Source organism: Rhizobium sp. RAF56, assembly GCF_052113965.1.
In the GTDB taxonomy this organism is placed as follows: Bacteria; Pseudomonadota; Alphaproteobacteria; order Rhizobiales; family Rhizobiaceae; genus Rhizobium.
The window spans coordinates 170,154-183,362 of the sequence record NZ_JBFRDU010000002.1; the positions used below are offsets into that span (position 1 = coordinate 170,154).

12 protein-coding genes are annotated in these 13,209 nt (G+C 62.4%); 6 read left to right on the top strand and 6 right to left on the bottom strand.

What is annotated here, in order from left to right; genetic code table 11:
• Positions 1–78 precede the first annotated feature (78 nt).
• Positions 79–780 (top strand): response regulator transcription factor CtrA, encoded by a 702-nt coding sequence (gene ctrA, locus AB4048_RS02750; RefSeq protein ID WP_442200376.1) that lies wholly within the window; start codon positions 79–81, stop codon positions 778–780.
• A 129-nt stretch (positions 781–909) separates the two neighbouring features.
• Here ctrA and AB4048_RS02755 read toward each other — a convergent pair whose 3' ends face one another.
• The gene (locus AB4048_RS02755) at positions 910–1,272 is read right to left on the bottom strand and encodes a response regulator (protein WP_442200377.1); all 363 of its coding nucleotides are present in this window, start codon (positions 1,270–1,272) and stop codon (positions 910–912) included.
• 122 nt (positions 1,273–1,394) lie between these two features.
• Entirely contained in the window at positions 1,395–2,039 is a 645-nt protein-coding gene (gene chpT / locus AB4048_RS02760) for a histidine phosphotransferase ChpT (RefSeq protein ID WP_442200378.1), read from the bottom strand.
• Between the two features lie 197 nt (positions 2,040–2,236).
• On the opposite strand from chpT, the gene AB4048_RS02765 reads away from it, so the two are divergent.
• Positions 2,237–2,833: a DUF1134 domain-containing protein gene (locus tag AB4048_RS02765; protein ID WP_442200379.1), complete on the top strand. Its 597-nt coding sequence runs from the start codon at positions 2,237–2,239 to the stop codon at positions 2,831–2,833.
• A gap of 144 nt (positions 2,834–2,977) precedes the next feature.
• Entirely contained in the window at positions 2,978–4,180 is a 1,203-nt protein-coding gene (locus AB4048_RS02770) for a hypothetical protein (protein WP_442200380.1), read from the top strand.
• Between the two features lie 117 nt (positions 4,181–4,297).
• Here AB4048_RS02770 and AB4048_RS02775 read toward each other — a convergent pair whose 3' ends face one another.
• Together AB4048_RS02775 and AB4048_RS02780 are read right to left on the bottom strand one after the other, a co-directional pair.
• The gene (locus AB4048_RS02775; RefSeq protein WP_442200381.1) at positions 4,298–5,128 is read right to left on the bottom strand and encodes a TrmH family RNA methyltransferase; all 831 of its coding nucleotides are present in this window, start codon (positions 5,126–5,128) and stop codon (positions 4,298–4,300) included.
• A 7-nt stretch (positions 5,129–5,135) separates the two neighbouring features.
• Positions 5,136–5,519: a hypothetical protein gene (locus AB4048_RS02780; RefSeq protein ID WP_442200382.1), complete on the bottom strand. Its 384-nt coding sequence runs from the start codon at positions 5,517–5,519 to the stop codon at positions 5,136–5,138.
• A 37-nt stretch (positions 5,520–5,556) separates the two neighbouring features.
• Between AB4048_RS02780 and AB4048_RS02785 the strand changes: the two genes are divergently transcribed.
• Positions 5,557–6,582, top strand: a complete 1,026-nt coding sequence (locus AB4048_RS02785) for an RluA family pseudouridine synthase (protein ID WP_442200383.1) — start codon at positions 5,557–5,559, stop codon at positions 6,580–6,582.
• A 337-nt stretch (positions 6,583–6,919) separates the two neighbouring features.
• Positions 6,920–7,822, top strand: a complete 903-nt coding sequence (gene rpoH, locus AB4048_RS02790; protein ID WP_442200384.1) for an RNA polymerase sigma factor RpoH — start codon at positions 6,920–6,922, stop codon at positions 7,820–7,822.
• 86 nt (positions 7,823–7,908) lie between these two features.
• Here the strand turns inward: rpoH and AB4048_RS02795 are convergent, their stop codons facing one another.
• Both AB4048_RS02795 and AB4048_RS02800 read right to left on the bottom strand, forming a co-directional pair.
• Positions 7,909–10,254 carry a hypothetical protein gene (locus tag AB4048_RS02795; RefSeq protein ID WP_442200385.1) on the bottom strand — a complete coding sequence of 782 codons (2,346 nt, stop codon included), beginning with the start codon at positions 10,252–10,254 and terminating at the stop codon, positions 7,909–7,911.
• Between the two features lie 61 nt (positions 10,255–10,315).
• Entirely contained in the window at positions 10,316–11,611 is a 1,296-nt protein-coding gene (locus AB4048_RS02800) for an adenylosuccinate synthase (protein ID WP_442200386.1), read from the bottom strand.
• A gap of 273 nt (positions 11,612–11,884) precedes the next feature.
• Here AB4048_RS02800 and AB4048_RS02805 point away from each other — a divergent pair, with 273 nt between their 5' ends.
• Entirely contained in the window at positions 11,885–13,207 is a 1,323-nt protein-coding gene (locus AB4048_RS02805) for a UDP-glucose dehydrogenase family protein (protein ID WP_442200387.1), read from the top strand.
• Positions 13,208–13,209 lie beyond the last annotated feature (2 nt).

The following is a 13,209-nucleotide window of genomic DNA, read 5'->3' on the forward strand; positions in this document are numbered from 1 at the left end:
GCTTCCAAATCAGGCAGTGGATTCGGGGTGTCGCGTTAGGGGGCTGACGACCTTTCGGCGGCGGTAAAGGGGACTAATATGCGGGTGCTACTTATTGAAGACGACAGCGCAACGGCGCAGAGCATCGAGCTGATGCTCAAATCCGAAAGTTTCAACGTCTACACCACCGATCTCGGTGAGGAAGGCGTGGATCTCGGAAAGCTCTACGACTACGACATCATTCTCCTCGACCTCAACCTGCCCGACATGTCCGGCTACGAGGTGCTTCGCACGCTGAGGCTTTCGAAGGTGAAGACGCCGATTTTGATCCTCTCCGGCATGGCCGGTATCGAAGACAAGGTCCGCGGGCTCGGCTTCGGCGCCGACGACTACATGACCAAGCCCTTCCATAAGGACGAGTTGGTCGCCCGCATCCACGCAATCGTCCGCCGCTCCAAGGGTCACGCCCAGTCGGTCATCATGACCGGCGAGCTGATCGTCAACCTCGACGCCAAGACGGTCGAAGTCGGCGGCCAGCGCGTTCACCTCACCGGCAAGGAATACCAGATGCTGGAGCTGCTTTCGCTCCGCAAGGGTACGACGCTCACCAAGGAAATGTTCCTCAACCACCTCTATGGCGGCATGGACGAACCGGAACTGAAGATCATCGACGTCTTCATCTGCAAGCTGCGCAAGAAGCTCGCAAACGCTGCCGGCGGCGCCAACTACATCGAGACGGTCTGGGGCCGTGGCTACGTGCTGCGCGAACCCGACACCAACGATCTCGCGGAAATCGCTTAAAGCCTAGCGCCCGCCCCTTAGCCGATTGATCAAAAAATCTCGCCTCTCCCGGGGCGGGATTTTTTCGTTGCGGAAACGCGTCCGCACGGCTCGAACAGGTTGAGGTAGCGATTGGGGGACTATGCCGCGTCAGGCGGCCGCGGCGAAATTGCCAAAGACGGTGGTCAAGATCTTGCGATTGAAGGGCTTCAGCAGGAAATCGGTTGCGCCGGCGCGCTTGCCGGCCATCAATTTCTTCAGGTCGGACTCTATCACGCAGTAATAGATCCTGACGGCCTTGCCGCCCGGCATCGCGCGAATGCCGGCGATGAGCTCGAGCGCTCCTGCCATGCCGGCGTCGACAATCAGAAAGTCAGGAAGTTCGGTCAGGCAGCCGACCAACGCGTCCTGCGCGTCGGCGAAATCCGTCACGGTAAAACCCAGTTCGGAGAGGATACGTCTGGCGACCTTGCGAACCACATCAGATGCATCCGCAATCATTAACCGCTGCATCAATCACTCCTTGGCACCCGACCGAATGACAGATGCACGCGACCTTGCGTTGCAAGGATAGGGATCCCGCCTTAACGAACCGTTACCACGCCCGATACCGACCAGGGCAGCAGCGCTGCCATTCAGGCCTTCAGCTCGGCCGTATAGACGATCTCTTCGCCGGTTGCCGTGTGCTGCAGCTCCATGCCGCTCTCGTGGGCCAGGAGCACCGTGTAATAGGGCTGGATGGAGTGTGCATCGATCGCCTCTTCGATCGTGCCCGCGCATATTTCCGCGAACTTCGGTGGCACCCGCATCAGCCGCCCCTTGGCGACGATCTTGAATTTCGCGTCGAATTCCGGGTTTTCCAGTGTGATGTCGATGGTGCCGCCGCGCGGAATGGAACCGTAAGCGACGAGGAAGAGGTTAAGAAGCAGCTTGACGCGGTTCTTGGGAACGATGGCGCGCGGGCCGTTCCAACTGACTTCCGTCTTCTTTTCGGCGAGAGCGAAGTCCTTGGCGGCCCGCTCCGCCTCTCCCGTATCGATCGAAGCACCGACGGAGCCGGATGCGCCAAAGGCCAGGCGCGCGAATTTCAGGCGAACGGACGCATTGAGCGCGCTCGTGCGGATAAGATCCATTGCATCGGCATCCGCCCCACCCTCATCGAGCAGTTCCAGCCCGTTGTTGATGGCGCCGACCGGCGAGATGACATCGTGACAGACGCGGCTGCACAGCAGCGCGGCTAGGTCAGGTCCGGTCAGAGTGAGATTGGCGTTCTGCGACATTCATTGTCTCCTGGATGCGAAGCGAGGCGAAAGCGAAGGCATGCCACAGCAAGTTTGCGCGAGGGTTGCCACGGGCTGGTGTACCGCGCGCCATAATGACACCATATTTGGTAAACCGATTGTTAAGACGATGACGGCAAAATAGGACATTCTCGGGGGCGAACTCCATCGCCCGGCTATGATCAACGGGTGACACCATGCGCTATCACATCCTGCGGAAAATTTCAGGCGTCGGACTTATCGCCGCTGTCGTTGCGCTTGTCGGATTTGCGCTGCCCGCGGCCCATGCGCAAGCGGCGACGAACAATAGCGGCCAATACACGATAGAGGAAATCGTCGACGCCGGTCATTCGTTCTTCGGCTCGACCAGCGGCGGCCTCGCCAAGGTCGTGGAAACGGCCTTTGAACGTTACGGCTTGCCGAACGGCTATATCCTCGGCCAGGAGGGTTCGGGCGCCTTCATCGCCGGCCTGACCTACGGCGAGGGCCAGCTCAATACCAAAAACGCCGGCGAGCACTCGATGTTCTGGCAGGGACCATCCCTCGGTATCGACTATGGCGGCCAGGGAACGCGCGTCATGATGCTCGTCTACGACCTGCCGACTGTCCAGAGCGTCTATGCCCGCTACGGCGGTGTCAGCGGCCAGGCCTTCGTCGTCGCCGGCGTCGGCATGACCGTCCTGAAGAACAACAATGTGGTGATCGTCCCGATCCGCACCGGTCTCGGCGCGCGGCTCGGCGTCAATGTCGGCTATCTGAAAATGACGCCTTCGCCGACCTGGAATCCATTCTGAGATTGAACCAACTCGGGCACGCCGCAATCTGCGCCAGGCGTGCCCGACCGCCAACTACTCCCATTTAAAGACTTGCCCGTATTTTTCGTACATGTTTTAAGACTGATATAAGGTTGACCTCAACTTCAAGACGATGGCGACGCTGTGATTGAATTTGCTCTCCTGTTCGCTTTGGGCTTCATGACCGCCGCCTTTCTCGTCTTCCTGATTGCTCCGGCTGTGCATCGCCGCATCGTATGGTTTACCGAAAAGCGCCTGAAAGCCACGATGCCGCTGAGCCCGCAGGAAGTGCGGGCGCAGAAAGATATGGCGCGCGCCCGCTACGCGGCCGAGAATGCCAAGACCGAACAGGTGCTGGCGCAGGAGCGGGAAAAAACCATCGCACTGACGCTTCGCCAGAATGAGCTCACGCGCAAGGCCGGCGAACTCGCCATTGAGAACGCCACGCTGCAGGCCCAGATCGACGAAATGAATGTCGAGGCGGGAGATCTGCGCTCGCGGCTGCGCCGTGAGGAGACCTATATCAGCCAATTGAAATCGAGCCTCAAGACCGTCGAACATACCGCCGGAGAGAAAGACGGCGATATCGACACAATGCGCAAGCGCCTGACCAAGTTCATGTCCGACGTCGACAACATGAAAATCGATCTGGCGACGCGCGATACGGAAGTCGAGAGCACGCGGGCCCGCGCCAATGCGCTCAGGGACGAGCGGGACGCGCTGCGCCAGGAAGTCAACCTGCTCATCAAGCGCGCCAAGGACGCCGAGATGCGGCTCGAACAGGAACTCAGCCGTGCGCTGCGCCTGGAGGACCAGCTCGGACGCGAAATCGCCGGCAACGCCGACAAGGAAACCATCATCGAGCGCCGTACGCGCGACGTGACCCGCCTCAAGGAGAAGCTGAAATCCGCCAACGCGGAAGCGAGGGACGTGGGCCGCACGCTGCGCGCTGCGGGGCTCACGCCGGCAAATCCGGTCAATGATGGCAAGATGCCAGCCGCCGAGGCGGCTCTACCGAACGCCGATCAGGAGGAGAACGCCACCATGACGGCGAAACAAGCGCCCGACACAGAGACCGAGATCGTGGCACTTGCCGATGATGTCCGCAATCGCGCCACAGCGCTGTCGGACCGCGTTCTCAATGTCCGATCGCCCGCCCATGACCAGGCGGTCCGAGACGAAATCGCAACCGTCGCCGCTGCCATGGTCGCGCTGACGGCGCTGCGGGAAGGCGAAGCATCGCCGATTGCGGCCATCCTTGCCGAGGAAGGCAAGGCCGCCAACGCGGGCCGCCTCAGCCTCGCCGAGCGCGCCAGGGAATTGATTTCCGACAAGACGGCAGGCTGACGCTAGCCTAGACCGTTTCCGTTTTCTTCGAAACTCTTCGAAACACGTAAACGGTCTATCTGTTTGTTTTTACGCAATTCCGGACGGAAAACCGCGTCACACTTTTCCTGAATTGCTCTAGATCCTGCCGGTCGCCGCCGCCATTTCGAAAAGCGCGATCCCCGTTGCCGTTGCGGCATTCAGGCTATCGAGGCCGGGAGCCTGGGGAATGCGCGCGCTTTTGAAGGCGGAGAGGATGGATGGCGCAAGCCCCTCGCCTTCCGTACCCACCACAAGCGCCATGCGCGCTGACGGCGGAATTTGGCGTATGTCGGTCTCGCCGCGCGGCGAAAGGCTCCAGACAGCAAAGCCGCGCGCAGCAAGTGCTGTAAGCAAATCGATCGCCGACCCTTCGCGGCAGTAGGGCGTGGTCAACACGGAGCCCACGGAGACGCGCAGGGATTTCCGATAGAGCGGGTCGCAGCAGGTTTCGTCCAGGAGCACGGCGTCCGCACCGAAGGCACCGGCATTGCGGAACATCGAGCCGACGTTGTCGTGGTTCGAAATGCCGGCGCCGACGGCCACCAGCGCCTGTTCGGGCAATGCATCGAGAAAGTCGCCAAGCGACGGCGGCGGCGCTCTCCTGCCGATTGCCAACACGCCGCGATGGAGATGAAATCCGACTATTGCATCGATCACCGGCGCCTCGGCGACATAGATCGGCACATCGTTCGGAAACCTTGCGATGATGCTCTCAAGACCGGCCGCGCGGTTCTTGAGCAGAAGCACCTTTTCCGCAAGGAAGCGGCCCTTTGCCGCATGCGCCTCGGCGAGCAGACGCAACACCACTGTACCTTCGGCGACGAAGCGGTTTTCGCGGCCGACCAGATCGCGTTCGCGGATATTGCGGAATTCCGCGATCCGGGGATCGTCTGGATTGTCGATCGCGGTCAGCCGGGAGCCTGTCATGGCGAAGTCAGTTCGCCGGAAGCGAGATCGTCGCGACGATGCGGCTCAGGCCATAGTCGAAGACGATCGCCTGCCGCTGTCCGGCGCTCGTCGTCCCGTAGAACAGCACCTGGCTGCCGGAAAGAGCGACCGACTGCACGGTGAAGCCTTGCGGCAGGGCGGCGGTCGCAGCGACCGGCTGATCCGAGGGAATGCCGGCGGCAATTGCAGCCGACGCCGGCTTGGCTGCGGGGCGCATCGTCTTGTAGACAACCGCGCCGAAGACCGCCATAAGGCTCACCACCATGATGGCGACCGAAACGATCTGCAGACGGATCATCTTGCGCCGAACACTTTCCAGGGCCGGATCGAGGGGCTTGTCCTCCTGATCGGCAGGCTCGAAATTCGTCATCGATGCGTCCTTAATGCTGTGAGCGCCGGAGAAAAGTTTGAGCGACCCCTTTAAAGAAGCCGCGGGCATTAGAAAAGTCCTAACCGCCGACGAAACTGCCGAGGGGCGGCTCGACGCGTGGTTGACGGCGAAGGTCGGAGAGGATTTCTCCCGCAGCAGGATCAAGGCGCTGGTCAAGGAAGGCGCCGTGCTCTTGAACGGTGTGCCCATCACCGACCCGCAACGCAAAGTGCGCCCAGGCGACTCCTATCAGATTACGCTGCCCGAGCCGGAGGATCCGACGCCGAAGGGCGAGAATATCCCCCTCGACGTGCTTTTTGAGGACGACGATCTCATCGTGATTTCCAAGCCGGCGGGCCTCGTCGTACATCCGGCTGCCGGCAATTGGACCGGCACGCTCGTCAACGCGCTCATTTACCATTGCGGCGCCAGCCTCTCCGGCATCGGCGGCGTGCGCCGCCCCGGCATCGTCCATCGGCTCGACAAGGATACGACGGGCGTCATGGTCGTCGCCAAGAACGACGTGGCGCATCGCCACCTGTCGCAGCAGTTTGCCGATCACGGCCGCACCATGCCGCTGGAGCGCGCCTACCAGGCCATCGTCTGGGGCCGCCCGAGCCAGCTCGTTGGCACGATCGATGCAGCACTCGGCCGCTCCACCGGCGACCGCACCCGGCGCGCCGTCAAGCGCTCCGACAGCCACGATGCCGACGAAGCGGTCACGCACTACCAGGTGCTGGAACGTTTCCATGAAAACCCGGACGCGACCGCGCTCGCCTCCCTCATCGACTGCCGTCTCGAAACCGGCCGCACCCACCAGATTCGCGTCCATATGGCCCATATCGGCCATCCGCTGCTCGGCGACGTCGTCTATGGCGCAGGCTTCAAGACGAAGGCCAATCTTCTGCCGGAAGCGGCGAAGAAGGTCGTGAACCGATTCCCTCGCCAGGCGCTTCATGCCTATCTCCTGCAGTTCGAGCATCCGCGCAGCGGCGAAGTGATGCACTTCGAGTCACCGCTGCCGGACGACATGAAGGAACTCGCCGCGGCGCTCCGCGCCTGACGCGACGTCAACCCAACCGACGGAGCGTCTACATGGTGGACGCGCAGCCGATTGAGGCCTATGATGAATATACATAGGCGTTTCCATGAAGCGTATCCCGTTGCGGGCAATGCCGGCAATGCGAGGGTGGGGAAACACCGGAGCTGAAGCTCCACGGTCGACGACGAAAGAAATTCGCCGCCAGAAAGATTGCGGCGTCCTTGAATCCCTATTTTGCCGTACTTATTTGTATATGGACTTATTGCGGGGTCTGACGACCCGCATGGGTTGGCCCGCTTCGGGACGCCGGGAATTACCCGGTTGAAGGGGCCAGATCTTTTACGAGGATGGTGCTCTTATGGCCCAGTTACCCAGCATTGCCGCCGGCGAAGCCGGTCTCAACCGTTATCTCGACGAAATTCGCAAGTTCCCCATGCTGGAACCGCAGGAAGAATACATGCTCGCCAAACGCTATGCCGAGCATGGCGATCGTCCGGCGGCGCACAAGCTCGTCACCAGCCATCTGCGTCTCGTGGCCAAGATCGCCATGGGTTACCGCGGCTATGGCCTGCCGATCGGCGAAGTTGTGTCGGAAGGTAACGTCGGCCTGATGCAGGCCGTCAAGAAATTCGACCCGGAACGCGGCTTCCGCCTGGCGACCTATGCCATGTGGTGGATCAAGGCCTCGATCCAGGAATACATCCTGCGCTCATGGTCGCTGGTGAAGATGGGCACGACCGCCAATCAGAAGCGGCTGTTCTTCAACCTGCGCCGGCTGAAGGGCCGGATCCAGGCGATTGAAGAAGGCGATCTGAAGCCGGACCAGGTGGCCGAAATCGCCACCAAACTGAAGGTCTCGGAAGAGGAAGTGATTTCGATGAACCGCCGGCTTTCCGGCGATGCGTCGCTGAATGCGCCGATCAAGGCATCCGAAGGCGATTCCGGCCAGTGGCAGGATTGGCTGGTGGACGACCATGAAAGCCAGGAAGCCGTGCTGATCGAGCAGGACGAACTGGAGACGCGCCGGCGCATGCTGGGGCGCGCCATGGCCGTCCTCAACGACCGCGAACGCCGCATCTTCGAAGCCCGCCGGCTTGCGGAAGAGCCCGTCACGCTCGAGGACCTGTCGGCCGAGTTCGACATCAGCCGCGAGCGCGTCCGCCAGATCGAAGTCCGCGCCTTCGAAAAGGTCCAGGAGGCCGTACGCAAGGATGCGCTCGAACGCGCCAAGGCGCTGCGGGTGGTGGAAGGCACGGCGTAACACTGCTGCATTTTGCCGTTCAAACATAAAGAAGCGGGCCGCAACTAAGTTGCGGCCCGCTTTTTTTGCATCAGTGACGTCGAGGCTTACTGGCTGCTCGACACGTCGCCCAGGGCGGCCCACTGGCCGATCACCTTGTTGAACGCGTCGGTCCCGGTCGTACCCTTGCTCAGGGTCAAGAGGGCGCGACGGCCGTTGCGGTAGGTGATCGGAATGTCGATCCAGCCCCGCGTCTTCAGGAGATCGAGATTGGTCTTGCGCGCATCCGGGAAATCGTTGAGCGCCACCATATGGAAATCGTCGGTGATCTTCGCCGGTACCGCGATCAGGGCATCGCCGCGATCCTGCTCGGTAGCCTTCATGGCGATGCGCTGAACGCTGTCGATGGCGCCGCCTTCAAAATTCGGCGGAACGGAGAAGACCAGCTCCACCAGATGGCTCGCAGGCAGCGAGGCGTCGGTGTTGCGCTTGAAGGTGATGATCGCGGTCAGGCCACGCTCGGGCACGGAGATATTGCCCTGCACGGTCGGCTGCGGAAGGCCGTTCTCACCCTTCTCCTCTTGCACGGACCAGGTGACGGTCCCTTCGATCGCGGTCGGCGAGGTCTGGCCCAGCCGTTCCTCGTAGAGGAACATCTTTTCCGGCGCACCGATCACGGCTGCCTGCTGGGTCGCCGCCGGCTGCGGTGCCGGAGGGACGCTGCTCGGGCCGTTCGGTGTAGCAGTGGTTGCCGCCGGTGCATCGGAGACGACTGGAGCGGCGGCGGCAGCGGGCGCGGGGCCGGCAGCCGCGGCGACGTTTTGTTCGGCGACGGACTTGCCTTCTGTGACAGCCTGGCCCGGAACCGCAGCCGGACCGTCATCGACTTCGCTGCCGTTTGCGAGCAGCCGCTGCGTGAACTTGTCGTTCACGACGCTTTCGGCGCCACCGGCCGAGGCGACATCGGTGACGTTCTCGGCTGGTTTCTGGACAACGGCCGGGCCGGCGCTCGACGGCGTCGGCGTCAGGGCGGCCTCTGACTGTTGCTGCTCTGTCAGCTTCGGCTTGTCGGCGACGGTCGCAGTCTTCGGCGCGGAGGTGACGAGCCCAGTCACCATTTCGTTGAGCGCTCCGCGATTGAGCCAGGCAAGATAGCCCCCGCCGGCGACAAGAGCGAGCGCGGCGACAGCGATCAGCGCCTTGCCGAGGCTGAAGCGTTTCCGCTTCGGCTCTACGCGGAAGTTCTTGCCCTGCAGCTTTTGAACCATCGCCTGGTCGAGATCCGGCGGGATGGACGGGCGGTCACCACCATTTTCGTTGGCGGCCGTATCGTAGCCGGCGAGCTCCTTGAGTTCGCGCCACCCCTCGCCCGGCGTATCGTCCTTCGGCGCGAGTGTTGCGGGCGCGCCATGGACGTCGGCGAAGAGATCGACATCGTCGTAATTGTCGAGCGGCACTGGCTTCGTGGCCTTGCGCGGCGGAACGGGCGGCAAGTCATCGAAGGCGTTGGCGTCCCAGGAGAGGGCCTCGACCGCCGACGGCATCTTGGCCGCGGCCTCGCCGGTCCGAATCGTCTCCGGCCAGACGTCGCCGAACTGTCCGGCGCCATCGGCGCTGATCGGCTCGGCGCGAACCTCCTCGACGAAGCGCTCGCCTTCGACGGTGGCTGCAGCGTCGGGCAGAAGTTCGCTCAGACGTGCCTTGTCTTCGTCCACGGCGTATTTAAACGTCGCGGGCGTCTGCTGAGGCCACTCTTCCTGGGCCGGCTCGTCAAGGTCGTCCCGGTGGGCGGCGACCGGTTCGGCCGCCTGATCCGCCCAGGCTTCGTGATCTTCTTCCAGCTTCCGCTCGGTTTCGGCGGCCTGCCAAGGCTCGGCAACGTCCTCATCGACGGGCTGATGCCAGTCCGGCGCCACCACCGGTGCGGCGGGCTCCTCATCGGGCTGCTGCTCTGCCGGATGAACCTCGTGCTCGACGAACGGCGCTTCGGCTTCATATGGATGGCCGGGATCGACCTGGGCAACCTCCGGCTCGCGCTCGAGCTCCGGTTCCGATTCGGGCTCATAGGCAGGCGCCTGAGCCGCGGGATGCTCCACAGGCTCGGCATAGGTCTCGGCCCGCACCACCTCTGGTTCGGTCGGCGTGGCCTCGGGTTCGGCCGGGACAGCCTCGGGTTCAGGCGCAAGCTCTTGATGTGCGACGACCGCGGCGCCCGCGACCACTGCGTCCTCGGGCGCCAAAGCCTCCGAATGCTCGCGCTCCACTTCCCGGATCGCTGCGTCCAGCTTGTCGAGTTGACGGCGCAGCATGTCTTCCGGCGGGCGCGGCTTCATATTCTCAAGCTGGCGCTGCACCGCACCTCGGGCCCGTTCATAGACCTTGACCCGCATTTCGGGCGTGTTCTCGGACAGGCCGTCAACGGCCCGCCGAATGACTGCTACAAAATCCGCCATCAGTACTTTCTCATGCTGTCCAACGCGGCGCCGGACAAGGATTTATCGTTGGTTCGCGACATTAATCCTCAAACGGATCAGTCACAAGTATAGTGTCCTCGCGCTCGGGGCTGGTGGAAAGCAGCGCCACGGGCGCACCGATCAGTTCCTCGACCTGGCGCACATATTTGATTGCCTGCGCCGGAAGATCCGCCCACTTGCGGGCACCGACGGTCGATTCCTTCCAGCCTTCCAGCGTGATGTAGATCGGCTCGACCCTCGCCTGGGCCGCCTGGCTTGCCGGGAGATAATCGATCTCGACGCCGTCGAGCTTGTAGCCGACGCAGATCTTCAACTCGTCGAGGCCGTCGAGCACATCGAGCTTGGTGAGCGCGATACCGGTAATGCCGTTGGTCGCTACCGACTGGCGCACGAGTGCGGCGTCGAACCAGCCGCAGCGCCGAGGACGCCCGGTGTTGACGCCGACTTCGCGGCCGACGGTCGAAAGGTGCTTGCCGATCTCGTCGTGCAGCTCGCAGGGGAACGGCCCTTCGCCGACGCGGGTCGTATAAGCCTTGGTGATGCCGAGCACATATCCGATCGCCGTCGGGCCGAGGCCGGAACCGGCCGCCGCCTGCCCCGCCACCGTGTTCGACGAGGTGACGAAGGGATAGGTGCCGTGGTCGTTGTCCAGAAGCGAGCCCTGCGCGCCCTCGAAGAGGATGCGCGAACCGGCTTTGCGGTGGTCGTCGAGCACTTTCCAGACCCTGTCGACATAGGGAAGGATGTACTGCGCCACCGAGGTCAATTCCTGATGCAGGGCATCGAAAGAGATTTCCTCAAGCCCCATGCCGCGGCGAAGCGCATTATGGTGGGTAAGAAGCCGGTCGATCTTGGCAGGCAGCGTATCGGGTTCCGCCAGATCGACGACGCGGATGGCGCGGCGGCCGACCTTGTCCTCGTAGGCCGGGCCAATGCCGCGCCGCGTGGTGCCGATCTTCGTGCCGTTGTTGGAGGCGGCGTCTTCGCGCAGCCCGTCAAGGTCGCGGTGAAGCGAGAGAATGAGCGGCGCGTTGTCGGCTATGCGCAGAACGTCTGGCGTAACGGCGACGCCCTGGGCTCGCAGCTTCTCAACTTCGGCGACGAAATGATGCGGATCGACGACGACGCCGTTGCCGATGAGGCTCAGCTTGCCGCGCACGAGACCGGAGGGCAGAAGCGCCAGCTTGTAACTGACACCGTCAACGACTAGCGTATGACCGGCGTTGTGACCTCCCTGGAAACGGACGATGACGTCCGCACGCTCCGAAAGCCAATCGACAATCTTGCCTTTGCCTTCGTCGCCCCATTGGGAACCGATCACGACTACGTTCGTCATTTATCTCAATCCTGCCTCTTGCGCATCCGCTGCGCCTTGCACAAACCCGCGCATCTATAAAACTTTGTTTTCCGGAAAGCGACCCTGTTATCCCAACAGATTCAGCTTTTTGCATGGCCATTCGTCGCTTTCCAAAGCACTGCGGTCGAGGGAAAGCGCGACGTGTGATGGTAGACGTCATATTTGCGCTGCAGCCGACAACGTATATAAGCCCGTTCGGTCCGCCAGCAGAAGCGGCACCCCGTCCCAATCCCCAAGCGAAGGACAGTTTCTATGAAAGTTACGATGATCGGCTCCGGTTACGTTGGACTTGTGTCGGGAGTCTGCTTTGCCGACTTCGGCCACGATGTCGTTTGCGTCGACAAGGACGCCGGCAAGATCGAAGCGCTGCGCAAAGGCGTGATGCCCATCTACGAGCCGGGGTTGGAGCAGTTGGTCGCGACAAACGTCAAGGCCGGTCGGCTGTCGTTTTCGACGGATGTCGAAACGAGCGTGGCCGACAGCGATGTCGTCTTCATTGCGGTCGGCACCCCGTCGCGACGCGGCGACGGTCATGCGGACCTCTCCTATGTCTATGCGGCGGCGCGCGAAATCGCGGCGCATGTCAAAGGCTTCACGCTCATCGTGACGAAGTCGACGGTGCCGGTCGGCACTGGTGACGAGGTAGAACGCATCATCCGCGACACGAACCCTGAGGCCGATGTGGCCGTCGTTTCCAACCCCGAGTTTCTGCGCGAGGGTGCGGCCATCGAAGATTTCAAGCGTCCCGACCGCATCGTCATCGGCATCAGCGACGACCGTGCGCGCGAGGTGATGACCGAGGTCTATCGGCCGCTCTATCTTAACCAGGCGCCGCTGCTCTTCACCGAGCGTCGCACGTCCGAACTCATCAAATATGCAGCCAACGCGTTTCTGGCGATGAAGATTACCTTCATCAACGAGGTCGCCGACCTCTGCGAAAAGGTGGGCGCAAACGTGCAGGAGGTTTCACGCGGCATCGGCCTCGACGGTCGCATCGGGGCGAAGTTCCTGCATGCAGGCCCCGGTTACGGCGGCTCCTGCTTCCCCAAGGACACGCTCGCGCTCGCCAAGACCGCCCAGGACCATGACAGCCCGCTCAGGCTGATCGAAACCACGATTTCCATCAACGACAACCGCAAGCGCGCGATGGGCCGCAAGGTGATCGCGGCGGTTGGCGGTGAAGTGCGCGGCAAGAAGATCGCCGTGCTTGGCCTGACCTTCAAGCCGAACACCGACGATATGCGCGACAGTCCCGCAATCTCCATCATCCGCACCTTGCAGGACGGCGGGGCAAACGTGGTAGGCTACGATCCCGAAGGCATGGAGAACGCGACCACCGTCATCGACGACATCGTCTATGCCAAGGATGCCTATGCCGCAGCCGACGGCGCCGACGCGCTGGTCATCGTAACGGAGTGGAACCAGTTCCGCGCGCTCGACATGGCACGATTGAAGAAGATCATGGCCAATCCTATCCTCGTCGATCTCCGCAACATCTACCGCCACGACGAAATCGTCCGCCACGGCTTCCACTACACGTCGATAGGCCGCCCCGATTTGGCGGAGAAAACCTGAGC